This is a genomic window from Luteimonas sp. FCS-9 (genome assembly GCF_001014645.1).
Lineage (GTDB): Bacteria > Pseudomonadota > Gammaproteobacteria > Xanthomonadales > Xanthomonadaceae > Luteimonas.
Genome location: NZ_LASZ01000001.1, coordinates 233660 through 249384 on the forward strand (window position 1 = coordinate 233660; position 15725 = coordinate 249384).

The window sequence follows — 15725 nt, forward strand, 5'->3', positions numbered from 1 at the left end:
GCCTGGCCCGGTCCTTCCAGGAGCGAGCGCGCACGCATGCAGGCGACAGTGGTGCGCGAGGCCGACGTACCGCGACGGGGCCCGATGGCGCGACGGCCCTGCGGACCGCCGCGCCGGCGATCACTCGGCCAGCGCGTAGATCCCCGGCAGGTTGCGCCCCTGCTCGTGGAAGTCCATGCCGTAGCCGAACACATAGCGGTCGGGCACTTCGACGCCGACGTAGTCGGCCTCCACGCCCTCGACGCAGCGGTCGTGCACCTTGACCGCGAGCACCGCGACCCGGACCTCGCTCGCGCCCTGGTTCTCGCACCAGTGCCGCACGGCCTTGAGCGTATGGCCCTCGTCGAGAATGTCGTCGACCAGCAGCACGCGCCGGCCCTGCAGCGGCGTCGCCGGGCGATGCAGCCAGGCCAGGCCCGAGCCGGTGGTCGCGCCGCGGTAGCGGGTCGCGTGCAGGTAGTCGAACTGCAGGTCGACGTCGCGCTCGCCGAGCGCGAACGCCAGCTGCGCGGCGAACGGCATGCCGCCGTGCATCACCGTGACGAACAGCGGCGGCACCTCGTCGTCGCCGTAGGCGTCGGCGATGCCGTCGGCCATCGTCTCGATCGCCTCGTCGAGCGCGTCGCGGTCGAACAGCAGATCCGCGCTGTCGAGCACGTCGTCGAGCCGGGGGATGTTCATGCGATGTCTCCGTTGCGCGGGGCGGCCGCGGCGAGCGCGCCGTCCCAGCCGAGGGGGCCGCGACCGATCAGGCCGGTCAGCGCCATGGTGTTGAGGGCGCGGCCTTCGACGGCGGCGAGCGATTCGGCGACGAGTTCGGGGTGGCAGACCAGCACCACGTCGCAGCCGGCATCGAGGTGCGCATCGACGCGTGCCTTGACGCCGCCGGCCGAGAACGCGGCGGCCATGCCGATGTCGTCGGAGAACACGACCCCACGGAAGCCGAGCTCGCCGCGCAGGATGGTCCCGATCCAGTGCGGCGAATAGCCGGCCGGCTCGGGCGCGACCTGCGGGTAGATCACGTGCGCGAGCATCACCGCATCGGCGCCGGCGTCGATGCCGGCGACGAACGGCACCAGGTCGTGCGCGCGGATGTCCTCGAGACTGCGACGGTCGACCGCCTGGTCGAAATGCGTGTCCTCGCGGACCGAGCCGTGGCCCGGAAAATGCTTGAGCGTGGCCGCCATGCCGGCCTCGTGCATGCCCTCGACGTAGGCGCGGGTGAGCGCGGCGACCACGTGCGGGTCCTCCGAGAACGCCCGGTCGCCGATCGCGAGGTTGCCGTGGCCGACGTCGACCACCGGCGCGAAGCTCAGGTCGACGCCGCTGCCGCGCACTTCCCCGGCCATGCGTCGCGCGTGCGCGCGCGCCTCGGAGAGCGCCGCGTCGGGATCGGCCAGGTACTGCGCGCCGAAGCCGGCCAGCGCCGGCAAGGCCGTGTAGCCCTCCACGAAGCGCTGCACGCGGCCGCCTTCCTGGTCGACGCAGACCAGCTGCGGACGCGGCGCGGCCTCGCGGATCGCGGCCGCGAGCTCGGCGACCTGCGCGCGCGAGGCGACGTTGCGCTTGAACAGGATCACGCCGGCGCAGGCATCGTGCTGCAGCCAGTCGCGCTCCTGCGCGGTGAGTTCGGTGCCGGCCACGCCGATCACGAGCATTGCGGACGTCTCCATCGAGCGCGCCGGTCGGCGCGGACGCGCATTGTCGCAGATGCACGCGCGGCGCCGGCGGCAGACGCCGCCGCGTTCAGGCGCAGCCGTCCGGACCGCAGACCGCACCGGGCGCGGCGGGCGGGACGGCGGCGTCGAGCGCCCGGCGCAACGTCGCGGCGAGGACCTCGGGCGGCTGCGCACCCTGCACCGCCAGCCGCCCGTCGACGACGAACGTCGGCACCGCGCGGATGCCCATCGCTTGGGCCTGCGCGATCCGCGCCTGCACCTCCGCCTCGCCCTCGTCGCCGGCCAGCAGCCCGCGCACGCGCGCCGCGTCCAGCCCGCCGGCGGTGCCCACCTCGACCAGCACCTCGACATCGGCCAGGTTGCGCCCCTGCGCGAAGTGCGCGTGGAACAGCGCCTCGCCGACCGCGTCGGGGTCGCCTTCCTGCGCGGCGAGCGCCAGCAGCCGGTGCGCCGGCAGCGTGGTCACGCGGACCTGGCCACGGTCGAAGTCGAATGGCAGGCCCTCGGCGCGTGCGGTGGCCTGCATCTGCGCGAGCAGTTGCGCGGTGCGCTCGGCGCCGTCGAACTTGCGCGCATACGCCTCGCGCAGCGGCACCGGGGTGTCGTCGGCGTCGGGATCGAGCAGATAGGGATGCCAGTGGATGTCGATCGCCGGGGCGTCGTCGCCCAACAGCGCGATGGCGCGCTGCAGCCGGCGCTTGCCGATCCAGCACCACGGGCAGACGACGTCGGACCAGATGTCGATTCTCATGCCCGCATCATGCGCCGCGCACCGGCGTCGCGCTCGCCTCAGGCGCGTTCCGCAGCGTCCCAGCGCGAGAACGGATGCGTCGCCAGCGCGAGGTTGTAGTAGCGCTTGCGATCGGTGACCTCCTCGCCGAGCCAGTCGGGCCGCCCGAAGGCCTCGTCGGGCGCGCCCAACTCGATCTCGGCCACGACCAGCCCGGCGTTGTCGCCGAGGAACTCGTCGACCTCCCACAGGTGGCCGTCGTGCCGCACCAGGTGCCGGCGCTTCTCGACCCGTCCGCCGACGCACAGCCCCAGCAGCGCGTGCGCGTCGTCGACCGGGAGCGGCAGTTCGAACTCCTGCCGGGTGTGGCCGAGCGCGCGCGACTTGATGTTCACGAACGCCGCCTCGCCTTCGATGCGCACCCGCACCGACGCCTTCTGCGCACCGCTGTCGAGCGCGGCCATGTCGTTGAGATAGGCCTGCGCCATCGGCACCACCGCGTGCGCCGCCGCGCGCCACGCGTCCGAGGTCACCAGGAACTTGCGTTCGATCTCCAAGGCCATGGCGCTATGTCCTCTCGAACACCGCGATCGACTCGACGTGCGCGGTCTGCGGGAACATGTCCATCACGCCGGCGTCGGCGAGCTTCCAGCCGCGCTCGTTGACCAGATAGCCGGCGTCGCGCGCCAGCGACGCGGGGTGGCAGCTGACGTAGACGATGCGGCCGAAGCGCTCGAGCGGCAACTGGCGCAGCACGTCGATCGCGCCCGAGCGCGGCGGGTCGAGCAGCAGCTTGTCGAAGCCCTGGCGCATCCAGGGCGCGCCGCGCTGGTCCTGGGTCAGGTCGGCGGCGTGGAACTGGACGTTCTCCAGCCCGTTGTGCGCGGCATTCTCCCGCGCGCGCGCGACCAATCCGGCTTCGCCCTCGACGCCGACAACCTCGCGCACGCGACGCGCCAGCGGCAGCGTGAAGTTGCCAAGGCCGCAGAACAGGTCGAGCACACGGTCGTCTGGCTGGACATCCAGCAGGTCGAGCGTGCGCGCGATCATCGTGCCGTTGAGGCCGGCATTGACCTGGATGAAGTCGAGCGGACGGAACTTCAGTTCCACGTCCCAGGCCTCGAGCCGGAACGACAGCGCGGGCGCCTGCGGCCACAGCGGGTGCACGCTGTCGTTGCCGCCCGGCTGCAGGAAGATCGCCATCCGCTGCTGCTGGCCGAAGGCGGTCAGCGCGGCGAGATCGCGCTCGCCCAACGGCTGCAGGTGGCGGAACACCAGCGCCACGCCGTCGAACTCGGCCGTCGGGTCGCCGGCGATGAACTCGATCTGCGGGATGTCGGCACGGGCGTCGAGCCCGTCGACCAGCGCGCACAGCGCCGGGATCGCCGCGCCGATCGGCGGGATCACCGTGTGGCATTCGTGCAGGTCGGCGACGAAGCGCGGATCGCGCTCGCGGAACCCCACCAGCGTCTTGTCCTTCTTCTCCACGCGCCGCACCGAGAAGCGCCCCTTGCGGCGGTAGCCCCAGGCGCGGTCGACCAGCGGCGCCATCCAGCGCTGCGGCGTGACGTGGCCGATGCGCTCGAAGTTTTCGCGCAACACGCGCTGCTTGGCCTCGATCTGCTGCTCGGCATCGAGATGCTGCAGCACGCAGCCGCCACAGACGCCGAAATGGGCGCAGCGCGGCGCGATCCGGTGCTCCGAAGCGCGCAGCACCTCGAGCGTCACCGCCTCGTCGAAGCTGCGCGAGCGCGCGGTGCGCTGGGCGACGACCTGCTCGCCCGGCAGCGCGCCGGCGACGAACACGGCCTTGCCGTCGGGCAGCCGCGCGACGCCGCGGCCATCGTGGGTCAAGTCGAGGATGTCGACTTGGAAAGGGGTCTGGTCGAGGCGTTTGCGGGCCACGTGGCGAAGGCTGCGGGCGGAAAGGCCGCGTATTGTCGCAGAAGCCGGCACGTTGTCGGACCGGGCCTGCGCGACGGGTATCACATACGCCGACGCAGATCGTCCATCAGGTGCCGAAGTCCACTACTTCTGATTCTTCACCACGTTCCGAAGGGAATCTTGCTCACGCTCACTCCATTAAGGCGTTCTTCTCCGGAGCGCGCATCGCGCCGGCCGGGGACTGCTCCCCGGCTCGGTCAGCCCGCTCCGCGGTCCGGCCCGGCGAAGCACGCCGGGCGTTCGTGTGGGCTGCGCGGCATGCCGCGCGAGCAGCCCGCACTCACCCATGGCTGACTCGCCGCCGCAGGCCATCCCTGGCCTGCTATCGCAATCCCCGACCAGCACGACGCACTGAGGCCGAGAAGCACGCGACTTCTTCAGCCAGACGACTTTCTGCGTCTACCCGAAGTCGGACTGCAACCGTCCATGGCAGCGGACTGGCGGCCGGTGGCCGCGTCGAGCGCGCCATGGATGGCGCGCGCCCGAGTCAGGACAGGATGTCCTGACCGAGGGGAGAGCGGCTTCCGGCCGGCAGGCCGCTACCCTTCCGAAGTGAAACCCATTCCCGCACTCGGGACGATCCTACTTCTGCGTCCAGCTCCCGCCCTGCTGGTACCACCAACCGGCGCGTGCGCTCTGGATCCACTGGCGCGCGAACACGTCGCGGATCTGCGCCTCCCACTCGGGATGTCCGTTGGCGACGGCGATCTCGCGGTACACCGCCTGGCGATCGCGGTTGTCGTCGGCGACCGCGGTGTTGACCGCGACCCGGTCCTTGATCGGCAACTGCGAGGCGTCGCGGACCACGACCAGCCCGTTGCTGCCGAAGCCGAGCGCGCCGGAGTCGAAGTGCGGCCGCAGCGTGCCGTTGAAGCGCTGCTCCATGCGCGACTGGATCGCCTGGATCGCGGGGGTGCGGATCGTGACGTCCGGGGTCTGCGCGTGCGCGGCGCCGATGCCCAGGAGCATCCACGGGTCGAAGCGCGGGCTGCGCTGGGCCATGCCGCCGCCCGGCGTCGTCGACGGCGGCTGCGCGGCCGGCGCATCGCCGATCACGTTCTCGACGAATTCGCGCGCCGCTTCCTTGGCCTCGGCCGCGGGGAAATAGACGTTGATCGTCACGCATGCCGTGAGTGCGAGCGCGGCCACGGCCGGCAGTCCCATCCAACGCGCCATCGGGTGTTCTCCTGTGTCGATACGGGGCGCGGCGCTCAGTCGATGACCGGGGCCACGTCGCCGCCTGCGGCGGCGGCCAGGCGCTCGACCAGCGTCGGCCAGTCCACGTCGCGGTTGAAGCCGACGACGTCCAGCCGCGGCAGGCCCGCGCCGTCGACGATAGTAAAGGTGTTGCCTGCTGAACGCAGGCCGCCCATCCGGCACACCTGGTTGCGCAGCCGGCACGAGATGCCGATGCCGCGGTAGCCGAAGTCGTCGAACAGCGCGATCGCCCGTCCCTGCAGGCTGGTGACGAACGATGCGTCGCCGACGCTGGAGATGTCCTGCACCGCACGCTGGCTGATGCGCTGGCGCACGCCGGGGGTGCGCAGGGTGTGCAGTTCGGCGTCGAACGCGGTCGCCGTCCAGTCGATCAGGCGCAGGCCGTCGATGCGCCCGTGCAGCCGGCCCTCGATGCTGCCGAAGCCGAACACGCCGGTCAGCGCATGCAGGTCGAGCGCCTCGATCGCCAGGTCGCTGCTGACCGTCGGCGCGACGCCGAACGGCCGTTCGATCGCCAGCGACGACACGTCGACGCGACCGCCGAAGAGCTGCATCGACAGGCCGCCGTCGAAGTCGATCCGGTTGTCGGCGTAGCGCACCGTCGGGATGTGGCCGCTCAGCCGGCCCTCGAACGCGGGCCAGTCCAGCGCCGCGGCCAGCCGGCCGATGTCCAGTTCGTCGAGCCGCAACGCGGTGCGCATGCGCAGGCCCCCGCCCTGCCCGTCGCCGTCGTCGCCGGGCAACTGCAGCGCCAGCGCCTCGAAGCCGATCTCGCCGCCGAGGAACGACAGCGCGACCGGCTCGCGCAGCCGCATCCGCCCACGGGCGCTCTCCAGGCTCCAGGCCGCAGCGTCGAACGGCATGCCGTACAGCGCCCCGCCCCGCCAGGCGAACGCGCTGCGCACCGGCGCCTGCGCCGAATAGCGGATCGCGCCGTCGAGCCGGTCGAAGCGGAACCGCGCCTCGGCGTCGCCGACGTCCAGCCCGCGCAACCGCAGGTCCGCCTCTCGCAGTGCGCCGCCGGACAGCGCCAGCGATGCCTCGACGCCGCCGTGCAGCGTCAGGCCCGACAGCCCTGCCGGGCCGAGCCAGCCCGACAGGTAGCGCGATGGCAGCGGTGCGGCATCCCGGCTGGCCGCCACGAGCGACAGCGTCCGCAGGCCGCCCTCGGGCGACAGCGCCGCGGTTCCGTCCAGCCGCAGCGCCGCGCCGTCGTGCCAGGCCAGCCGCGGCAGCGCCCAGTCTCCGGCGGCGTTGCGCGCGAGGTCGAGGCCGAGCGCGATCGGGGTGTCGGGCAATGCGAGATACGCCGGACCGAACAGCAGCCCGCCGCCACGCAGCGCACCGTCCAGCCGGAGGGCCGGACCCGCGTCGGGCAACCGCAGGTCGACCCGCAGGTCGGCGCCCACGCCTTCGGTCGCGATGGCCCCGTCCTCGGTGTCGAGCGCGAGATCGCGCACCGCGAGCGTGCCGGCGATGCGGACCGGGGCATCCGCCGGCGCGTCGATCCACAGCGCGCCGTCGAGCCGGCCGTCGCGCAACTGCGCCGCCGCCCAGGCCTCGCGCACCAGTGCCTGCGCCCAGGCCACCGGCACGCTGCGCAGGTCGATCGCCGTGCGGTCGGGCGCGGCGCCGCGCCGGGCCAGCTGCAGCGCGCCGTCCCCGTCCGCGAGGCGCGCATCGAGGTCCTGCCCGTCGAGCTCCAGCGACAGCCGCAATGCGGCGCCGGTGGCGTCGCGGACCGGGCCGTCGCAGCGCCACCGCACGCTGGCGCCTTCCGGCCGGATCCGCGTCAGCGGGCACCGCCAGTCGACGTCGCGCAGCCGCCAGCCCAGTGCACCGGCGTCGACGAGGCCGGCCCGCAGCCGCAGCCGGCCCTGCGGCGCGTCCTCGGGCCAGTCGAGCGTCAGCCGGACGCGCTCGAGTGTCGCCACAGGAGTCGCGACCCGCGCGATCCGCGCCTCGGCAGTGCGCGCCTGCGCCGCCGGCACGCAGGCCAGCAACAGCGGTAGGATCGACAGCAGGCGGCGGACCATCGCCGCAGGATACCTTCATCGCATGGAGCGACCGATGCCCAGATTGCTGCTGGTCGAGGACGACCCCACGAGCCGCAGTTTCCTGCTCGACGCGGCCGCCGCGCTGCCGGCCGAGGTCGACGTCGCCGGGACGGTCGCCGACGCGCCCGCGCTGGCGGCCGCCGATGCGCACGACGCCTGGCTGATCGACGCCAACCTGCCCGACGGCAGCGGCATCGAGCTGCTGGCCCGATTGCGCGCCCTGGGGCTGGGCACGCCGGCGCTGGCGCATACCGCCGCGCGCGAGCGCGAATCGCTCGACGCCCTGCGCGCGGCCGGCTTCGCGATCGCGCTGAGCAAGCCGCTGTCGGCCGCCGACTGGCGTGCCGCGATCCGCGGCCTGGTCGAGACCCGCCCAGCCGCTACGCCCCCGCCCCCGCCCCCGGCCGACGCGGGCATGGAGATGGCGGCACCGGGACGCGCGCCGGTCTGGAATGCGCGCGCCGCGCTGGCCGCGGTCGGCGGCAACGCCGCCAACGCCGATGCGCTGCGCGGCCTGTTCCTGGGCGAACTGCCGCAGGCGCGCGACGGCATCGTGCTGGCCGCGCGCCGCGGCGATGCGGCGGCCATGCGTGGCCTGCTGCACAAGCTGCGGGCCGGCTGCGGCTTCGTCGGCGCCGACCGGCTGTGCGCGGCCGCGGCCGGGCTGCACGCGTCCCCCGACTCGGACGCGGCGCTGCACCGGTTCCTCGCCGCGATCGACGCGACCCTCGCGGCCGCGTAGCCGGCAGCTGCGTCAGCGCGTTCCGCCGCGCTGCGCGAGCTCGGCCGCCAGTTCCCAGGACTTGAGGCCGCGCGGCCCCAGGTGATGCGCCAGCACGCCGCGCAGCGCGCGCCGCAGGCTGGCGAGGTCCTCGGTCTCGGGCGCCGCCGCGTCGGCCGCCAGCGCGAGCAGCGCGCGCCCGGTCGCCGCCGCGCTGCGCGAGGCTGCGGCGCCGTCCAGGTGCAGCCGGCGCGGGCCGTGCTCGGGATCGAGCAGGTAGCGCGCCGCGGGATCGATCGGCTGGCCGTCGCCGTCGGTATCGAGCGGCAGGCCGACGCCCAGCGCATCGAGCAGTGCCCGCTCGAACCGGCGCAGGCTCCAGGCCAGGCCGCCGGGCACGCGCAGGCGCGCCCGCACCGCCGCGTACGCATCGTGGAGCTCGGGCAGCGGGTCCTGCCGCGGCGCCAGCCGCAGCACCAGCTCGTTGAGGTAGAAGCCGGCGAGGATCGCGTCGCCGGTCAGCCGCGGCGCGGCGTCGAGCGCCTCGGCGCCGCGCAACTGCGCCAGCTCGCCGCGCAGCTGGGCCTCCAGGCGGACGTGCTGCAGCGGTTGCAGCGCGGCACGCAGCACGTGCTTCTTCGGCCCCTGCACGCCGCGCGCGATCAGGCCGAGCCGTCCGTGCTCGCGGCTCAGCACCTCGACCAGCAGGCTCGTCTCGCGCCACGGGCGGGCATGCAGGACGAATGCGGAGTCGATCAGGCGCATGCGACCGACGCGGGGGGATGCGTGCGTGGAGGACGCGGCGTCCGGAGCGCTCGAACCGTCACGGGAGACCGCCCTTTCGCATCACCGATCACGCACTACGAATCGCTGTACCCGAACGCCTTCAGCGCCGCCTCGTCGTCGGACCAGCCCTCGCGCACGCGCACCCAGGTCTCCAGGAACACCTTGGCGTCGAACAGCCGCTCCATCTGAAGCCGCGCCTTGGTGCTGATCTCCTTGAGCCGGGTACCGGCCTTGCCGATGACGATCGCCTTCTGGCCCTCGCGCTCGACCCAGATCACCGCGCCGATGCGCAGCATCGCGCCGTCGACGGTGAAGCTCTCGATCTCGACGGTCGTCGCGTACGGCAGTTCGGCGCCGAGCTGGCGCATCAACTGCTCGCGCACCAGTTCGCCGGCCAGAAAGCGCTGGCTCTTGTCGGTGATCTCGTCCTCGCCGTACAGCGCCGGCTGCTCGGGCAGCAGCGGCAGCACCGTCGACACCAGTTGCTGCAGGCCGTTGCGCTTGAGCGCCGACAGCGGCACCACGCCGGCGAATTCGCGGCCCTCGGCGACCTGCTGCAGATAGGGCAGCAGCGCGGTCTTGTCCTTCATCCGGTCGATCTGGTTGACCACCAGTACCACCGGCACGCCGGCACCACGCAGCGCGTCGAACGCCAGCGCGTCCTCCTCGTCCCAGCGTCCGGCGACCACGACCAGCAGCGCCGCGTCCACGCCCTCGAGCGCCCCCCGGGCCGCGCGGTTCATGACCCGGTTCATCGCGCGCTTCTGCTCGCGGTGGATGCCGGGGGTGTCGACCAGCAGCAGCTGCCCCTCGGGCAGCGTCGCGATGCCCAGCAGGCGGTGCCGGGTGGTCTGCGGCCGGTTGGAGACGATGCTGACCTTGGCGCCGACGAGGGCGTTGACCAGCGTGGACTTGCCGACGTTGGGCCGGCCGATGACGGCGACGAAGCCGGCGCGATGGGGCGCGGAATGGGGATCTGTCATCCCGGCATTCTACGGAAAACCCGCTGCGGCCGGCGGCCGGCGCCGCCCTGCCGCCGGCGCGTTCAGGCGCCGCGTTCGATCAGCGCGACGACGCCGTCGGCCGCCTGCTGCTCGGCCGCGCGACGCGAGCTGCCCTGGCCCTCGGCCGCGATGCCGGCATCGGCGAGCACGCAGCGCACGACGAACGTGCGGGCGTGCTCCTCGCCGGTCTCGGCCAGCAGTTCGTAGACCGGCAGGGCTCGCTGCCGGGCCTGCAGCCATTCCTGCAGCCGGGTCTTGGCGTCCTTGGCGATCCGCCCGCTGGCCAGCGCCGCGAGCGCGCGCTCGAACAGCGGCAGCACCACCGCACGGCAGGTCTCCAGGCCGGCATCGAGGTAGACGGCCGCGATCACCGCCTCGAGCGCGTCGGACAAAATCGAATCGCGGCGGTGGCCGCCGGACTTCATCTCGCCCGGGCCGAGCACCAGCCGCGCGCCGAGGTCGAGTTCGCGCGCGACCGCGGCCAGCGACGACTCGCGCACCAGCTCGGCGCGCGCGCGCGTGAGCGTGCCTTCGTCCGCGCCGGGACAGCGCGCGAACAGCGCCTCGGCGACCAGCGCGCCGAGCACCGCGTCGCCGAGGAACTCCAGCCGCTCGTTGTGCGGCGCGCCCGCGCTGCGGTGGGTCAGCGCCTGCGCCAGCAACCCCGGGTCACGGAACGCATACCCCGCGAACCGGCCCTGCTGGCGGTCAACCGCGCCCGCCATCGCCCACGAACGCCTGGCTGGCCTCGAACCGGCCGACGACATCGAGGTTGCCGATCATCGGCCGGCGCACCTCGTAGCGCACGTCCATGCGCAGGCCCTCGGGCACCCGGGTGATCTTCACGTGCTCGGGCTTGACGTTCTCCGCGTAGCTGATCTGCAGCCGGCGGAAGAACAGCTCGCGGATCCGCGCGGTGTCGGCGGTCGCGATGCCCGGCTCGGCGGCCAGGCCCTTGAGCGCCGAGCGGACGCTGTAGTACTCCGAATACATCGGGAACAGCTTCATCCCGACGTAGGCGAAGAAGCCGACGACCGCCAGGACGACGACGAAGCCCAGCAGGGTGATGCCGCGTTGCGTGCGTTTCATGATGCCCCCTTCCGTCCCGCCTTCCGGTCAGCGGATGCCGCTGCCGATCCGGCCCCAGTCGACCCAGCCCGGCGCCTGCGAATCGACGTTCATCCAGATCAGGAACGCCTTGCCGCGCAGCTGGGTCTCGGGCAGCGTACCCCAGAAGCGGCCGTCGTCGCTGCGGTCGCGGTTGTCGCCCATGACGAAGTAGTGGCCCTGCGGCACCTGGTAGGTGCCCTCGCCCATGTGGAACGGCGCGGCCTCGTCGATGTGCAGGATCTGGTGGCTGCGGTCGGGCATGGTTTCCTCGTAGAGCGAGGCGCCGGTCATCTCCGCGCCCTGCCCCACGCCCTCGTAGCGGCCCAGGCGTTCGTAGCCGAACGGCGTGCCGTTGACGAAGACCTGGTTGTCGCGGAACTCCACGGTGTCGCCCGGCAGTCCGATCACGCGCTTGATCCAGTCCTGGTCGGGATGCTGCGGCGGCCGGAACACCACCACGTCGCCGCGCGCCGGCTCGCCGATCTCGATCACCTTCTTGTTGGTGATCGGCAGGCGGATGCCGTAGCTGAACTTGTTGACCAGGATGAAGTCGCCGATCAGCAGCGTCGGCATCATCGAGCTCGACGGGATGCGGAACGGCTCGGCGACGAAGCTGCGCAGGATCAGCACGACGAACAGCACCGGGAAGAAGGCCTTGGAGTAGTCCACCAGGACCGGCTCCTTCGCCTCGATCAACCCGCCCCTGCGCGCGCGCGCCTTCGCCAGCACCAGCCGGTCGAGCAGCCAGATGACGCCGGTCAGCAGCGTCAGGACAACCAATGCGGTCTCAAACCATTTCATGAGGGCTCCTTTGGAGCCGGGATTGGGAATTGGGGATTGGGGATACGGACAGGCGGGTCACCCCGGCTCTTCCGAATCCCGAATCCCGCATCCCTACTCCCGGCTGGTACTCAGCACCGCGAGGAAGGCTTCCTGCGGGATCTCGACGCGGCCGACCTGCTTCATGCGCTTCTTGCCTTCCTTCTGCTTCTCGAGCAGCTTCTTCTTGCGCGAGATGTCGCCGCCGTAGCACTTGGCCAGCACGTTCTTGCGCATCGCCTTGACGGTGGTGCGCGCGATGATCTGCGAGCCGACCGCGGCCTGGATCGCGACATCGAACATCTGCCGCGGGATCAGGTCCTTCATCTTCTCGGTCAGCTCGCGACCGCGCCGGTCGGCGTGCTGGCGATGGACGATCAGCGACAGCGCATCGACCTTGTCGCCGTTGATCAGCGTGTCCACGCGCACGAACGGGCCGGCCTGGAACCGCAGGAAGTGGTAGTCGAGCGAGGCGTAGCCGCGGCTGACCGACTTGAGCTTGTCGAAGAAGTCGAGCACGACCTCGGCCATCGGCAGCTCGTAGCTGATCTGCACCTGGCTGCCCATGTAGGTGATGCCGATCTGGCTGCCGCGCTTCTCCTCGCACAGCGTGATGACGTTGCCGACGTAGTCGGGCGGGGTTAGCACGTTGGCGCGGATGATCGGCTCGCGGATCTCCTCGATCTGGTTGACCGGCGGCAGTTTGGCCGGGTTGTCGAGGCTGAGGATCTCACCGTCGGTGCGCAGCACCTCGTAGACCACGGTCGGCGCGGTACTGATCAGATCGAGGTTGTATTCGCGCTCCAGCCGCTCCTGCACGATCTCCATGTGCAGCATGCCCAGGAAGCCGCAACGGAAGCCGAAGCCCATCGCCTCCGAGCTCTCGGGTTCGAAGCGCAGTGCGGCGTCGTTGAGGCGCAGCTTCTCGAGCGCCTCGCGCAGCGCCGGGTAGTCCTCGGCGTCGATCGGGAACAGGCCCGCGAACACGCGCGGCTGCATCTCCTGGAAACCGGGCAGCGGACTGGGCGCCGGGTCGCCGGCCAGCGTGAGCGTGTCGCCGACCGGCGCGCCGTGCACGTCCTTGATCGAGGCGGTGATCCAGCCCACTTCGCCGGCACGCAACTGCGGCAACGGCTTGCGCTTGGGCGTGAACACGCCGACGTTGTCGACCTGGTGGCTGCGCCCGGTCGACATCACCAGCAGCTTGGCGCCGGGCTTGATCTCGCCCTGCATCACGCGCACCAGCGACACCACGCCCAGGTAGTTGTCGAACCACGAGTCGATGATCAGCGCCTGCAGCTTGTCGGTGTCGCGCGGCTTGGGCGGCGGGATCCGGTGCACGATCGCCTCGAGCACCTCGTCGACGTTCAGGCCGGTCTTGGCGCTGACCGCGACCGCGTCCTCGGCGTCGATGCCGATGACCGCCTCGATCTCGTTCTTCGCGCGGTCGATGTCGGCCGTCGGCAGGTCGATCTTGTTGAGCACCGGCACCACCTCGAGCCCCTGCTCGACCGCGGTGTAGCAGTTGGCGACCGATTGCGCCTCCACGCCCTGCGCCGCGTCGACCACCAGCAGCGCGCCCTCGCAGGCGGCCAGCGAGCGGCTGACCTCGTAGCTGAAGTCGACGTGGCCGGGCGTGTCGATGAAGTTCAGATGGTAGGTCTGGCCGTCGCGCGCGGTGTACGGCAGCGAGACCGACTGCGCCTTGATCGTGATGCCGCGTTCGCGCTCGATCGGGTTCGAGTCGAGCACCTGCGCCTCCATCTCGCGCGCCTGGAGGCCGCCGCAGAGCTGGATGATGCGGTCGGCCAGCGTCGACTTGCCATGGTCGACGTGGGCGATGATGGAGAAGTTGCGGATGTTCCGCATGGGATCGTGGGTCATGTGCGGCGGCCGGGCCGTCGTCGGGATAACGGGCGATTATCGCATGGCGGCCACCGCCGCGGCGGCGGCGCCGCGCGATCCGCCGGCGCGGGGAAACCGGGCACCCGGACGCGCGGAGGCCCGCGGCGATCGCCGCGGGCCTCCGACAGGACCGACCGGTCCGCAAGCGCCGTCAGGGCGCGTCGGGCACCGACACCGCGCGGTACTGGGTCGCGCCGCCGCGGCCGCGCACCAGCAGCATCACCGTGTCGCCCGGCTTGACGTCGCGCAGCGCGCGGTCGAGCGCGGCCGCGCTGCCGACCGGTGTGCGGCCCACGCGCAGGATCACGTCGCCGGCCGCAATGCCGGCGGTCGCGGCGGCGCCGCGGCCGGCGCTCGCGACCAGCACGCCCTCCTCGCCCGAGAGCCCGTACTGCCGGCGCTGCGCCGCATCCAGGTCGCGGCCGGCCAGACCGAGCGGATTGCCCTGGGTGGACGGCGCGGCCCCGCGGTCGGGGGCGCCGCGCGCGGCGCCGGCCGAGGCCTGGCCGTCGAGCTGGATCAGCGTCACGTCGAAGTTGCGGCTGCGGCCATCGCGGAACACCTCCAGCTTGACCCGCGTGCCCGGCGCCTTGCTGCCGACCAGCGGCGGCAGGTCGCTGAAGGTGTTGACCGGTGCGCCGTCGACGGCGCGGATCACGTCGCCCGGCTCGATGCCGGCCTTCTCGGCCGGGCTGTCCGGCGCGACCACGCTCACCAGCGCGCCGCGCGCGTCGGGCAGCTTGAAGCCGGCGACCTCGTCGGCGCTGACCGGCCCGATCTGCACGCCGAGCTGGCCACGCTGCACGCTGCCGGTCTTCTTGATCTGGTCGGCGACGTTCGACGCCACGTCGATCGGGATCGCGAAGCTCACGCCCATGTAGCCGCCGGAGTTGCTGAAGATCTGCGAGTTGATGCCGATGACCTCGCCGGCGACGTTGAGCAGCGGACCGCCCGAGTTGCCGCGGTTGATCGGCACGTCGGTCTGGATGAACGGGACGTACTGCTGGTTGGCATAGGGATTGGAGCGCTGCACGGCGCTGACGATGCCGGCCGTCACCGACTGCTCGAAGCCGAACGGCGAGCCGATCGCGACCGCCCACTGGCCGGGCTTGACCGCCGCGGCGTTACCCATGCGCAGCATCGGCAGGCCGCTGGCGTCGATCTTGAGCACGGCGACGTCGGATTCGGGATCACTGCCGACGACCTGGGCCTGGAACTCGCGCCGGTCCGACAGCCGCACCTTGACCTCGTCCGCGCCCTCGATGACGTGGTGGTTGGTCAGCAGGTAGCCGTCGGACGAGATCAGGAAGCCGGTGCCCATCGACGCGCGCGGCATGCCCTGCCCCGGACCGCCCGGTCCGCCGGGAAACTCGAAGCCCGGGCCGAAGAAGCGGCGGAAGATCTCCGGGATCTGCGCGTCGTCGGGCATCTGCTGGCCGCGCGTCTGGCGCGTGCCGGCGGTCGACTCGATGCTGACCACGGCCGGGCCGACCCGCTCGACCAGCCGGGTGAAGTCCGGCAGTCCGCTGACCAGCGGCGCCTGCGGCGTCGAGGACACGGTGTTGGCGGCATCGGCGGCCGACGGCGTCGCGTTCGACTGCGCGGTCGCGTTGGGCAGTACGAGCGCGGTGGTCGCCGCCGACAGCACGGCGACCAGGGACACGGCGAGCAGGGATTTCTTCATCGAGGTCATGGGGAATCCGGGATTCGAAACGGGAAGGATCGGTCGCCGCGCGGGGCGGCGACGTGCCG

Annotated in this window: 15 protein-coding genes; 1 reads left to right on the forward strand and 14 read right to left on the reverse strand. The window is 72.1% G+C overall.

What is annotated here, in order from left to right; translation table 11 throughout:
* Positions 1 to 120 precede the first annotated feature (120 nt).
* The 7 genes from WQ56_RS01115 to WQ56_RS01145 all read right to left on the reverse strand — a co-directional run bounded on the left by WQ56_RS01115 (position 121) and on the right by WQ56_RS01145 (position 7607).
* Complete coding sequence (locus WQ56_RS01115; protein ID WP_047135207.1) at positions 121 to 681, reverse strand: hypoxanthine-guanine phosphoribosyltransferase; 561 nt, start codon at positions 679 to 681, stop codon at positions 121 to 123.
* A complete protein-coding gene (gene nagZ, locus WQ56_RS01120; protein WP_047135335.1) occupies positions 678 to 1658 on the reverse strand; it encodes a beta-N-acetylhexosaminidase in 981 nt (326 codons plus the stop codon). Before nagZ ends, WQ56_RS01115 begins: the two co-directional genes overlap by 4 nt.
* Before the next feature lie 88 nt (positions 1659 to 1746).
* Positions 1747 to 2430 carry a DsbA family oxidoreductase gene (locus WQ56_RS01125; protein ID WP_047135208.1) on the reverse strand — a complete coding sequence of 228 codons (684 nt, stop codon included), beginning with the start codon at positions 2428 to 2430 and terminating at the stop codon, positions 1747 to 1749.
* Positions 2431 to 2468: 38 nt separating this feature from the next.
* On the reverse strand, positions 2469 to 2972 hold the full coding sequence (locus WQ56_RS01130; protein ID WP_047135209.1) for a CYTH domain-containing protein: 504 nt from the start codon (positions 2970 to 2972) through the stop codon (positions 2469 to 2471).
* Between the two features lie 4 nt (positions 2973 to 2976).
* Positions 2977 to 4314: a 23S rRNA (uracil(1939)-C(5))-methyltransferase RlmD gene (gene rlmD / locus WQ56_RS01135; RefSeq protein ID WP_047135210.1), complete on the reverse strand. Its 1338-nt coding sequence runs from the start codon at positions 4312 to 4314 to the stop codon at positions 2977 to 2979.
* Between the two features lie 621 nt (positions 4315 to 4935).
* Complete coding sequence (locus tag WQ56_RS01140; protein ID WP_047135211.1) at positions 4936 to 5529, reverse strand: YdbL family protein; 594 nt, start codon at positions 5527 to 5529, stop codon at positions 4936 to 4938.
* Positions 5530 to 5564: 35 nt separating this feature from the next.
* Positions 5565 to 7607 (reverse strand): hypothetical protein, encoded by a 2043-nt coding sequence (locus tag WQ56_RS01145; RefSeq protein ID WP_047135212.1) that lies wholly within the window; start codon positions 7605 to 7607, stop codon positions 5565 to 5567.
* Positions 7608 to 7641: 34 nt separating this feature from the next.
* On the opposite strand from WQ56_RS01145, the gene WQ56_RS01150 reads away from it, so the two are divergent.
* On the forward strand, positions 7642 to 8370 hold the full coding sequence (locus WQ56_RS01150) for a response regulator (RefSeq protein WP_197076395.1): 729 nt from the start codon (positions 7642 to 7644) through the stop codon (positions 8368 to 8370).
* Positions 8371 to 8382: 12 nt separating this feature from the next.
* Here WQ56_RS01150 and recO read toward each other — a convergent pair whose 3' ends face one another.
* From recO to WQ56_RS01185, 7 genes are all read right to left on the reverse strand, one after another.
* Positions 8383 to 9114 carry a DNA repair protein RecO gene (gene recO, locus WQ56_RS01155; RefSeq protein ID WP_052772751.1) on the reverse strand — a complete coding sequence of 244 codons (732 nt, stop codon included), beginning with the start codon at positions 9112 to 9114 and terminating at the stop codon, positions 8383 to 8385.
* Positions 9115 to 9209: 95 nt separating this feature from the next.
* Complete coding sequence (gene era / locus WQ56_RS01160) at positions 9210 to 10118, reverse strand: GTPase Era (RefSeq protein WP_047135214.1); 909 nt, start codon at positions 10116 to 10118, stop codon at positions 9210 to 9212.
* Positions 10119 to 10180: 62 nt separating this feature from the next.
* On the reverse strand, positions 10181 to 10864 hold the full coding sequence (gene rnc / locus WQ56_RS01165) for a ribonuclease III (protein ID WP_047135215.1): 684 nt from the start codon (positions 10862 to 10864) through the stop codon (positions 10181 to 10183).
* Complete coding sequence (locus WQ56_RS01170) at positions 10848 to 11228, reverse strand: DUF4845 domain-containing protein (protein ID WP_047135216.1); 381 nt, start codon at positions 11226 to 11228, stop codon at positions 10848 to 10850. The genes rnc and WQ56_RS01170 overlap by 17 nt, the downstream gene beginning before the upstream one ends.
* Positions 11229 to 11255: 27 nt before the next feature.
* Entirely contained in the window at positions 11256 to 12050 is a 795-nt protein-coding gene (lepB, locus tag WQ56_RS01175; protein ID WP_047135217.1) for a signal peptidase I, read from the reverse strand.
* A gap of 93 nt (positions 12051 to 12143) precedes the next feature.
* Entirely contained in the window at positions 12144 to 13952 is a 1809-nt protein-coding gene (lepA, locus tag WQ56_RS01180) for a translation elongation factor 4 (RefSeq protein WP_156170174.1), read from the reverse strand.
* Positions 13953 to 14124: 172 nt separating this feature from the next.
* Positions 14125 to 15666 carry a Do family serine endopeptidase gene (locus WQ56_RS01185; protein WP_052772752.1) on the reverse strand — a complete coding sequence of 514 codons (1542 nt, stop codon included), beginning with the start codon at positions 15664 to 15666 and terminating at the stop codon, positions 14125 to 14127.
* Positions 15667 to 15725 lie beyond the last annotated feature (59 nt).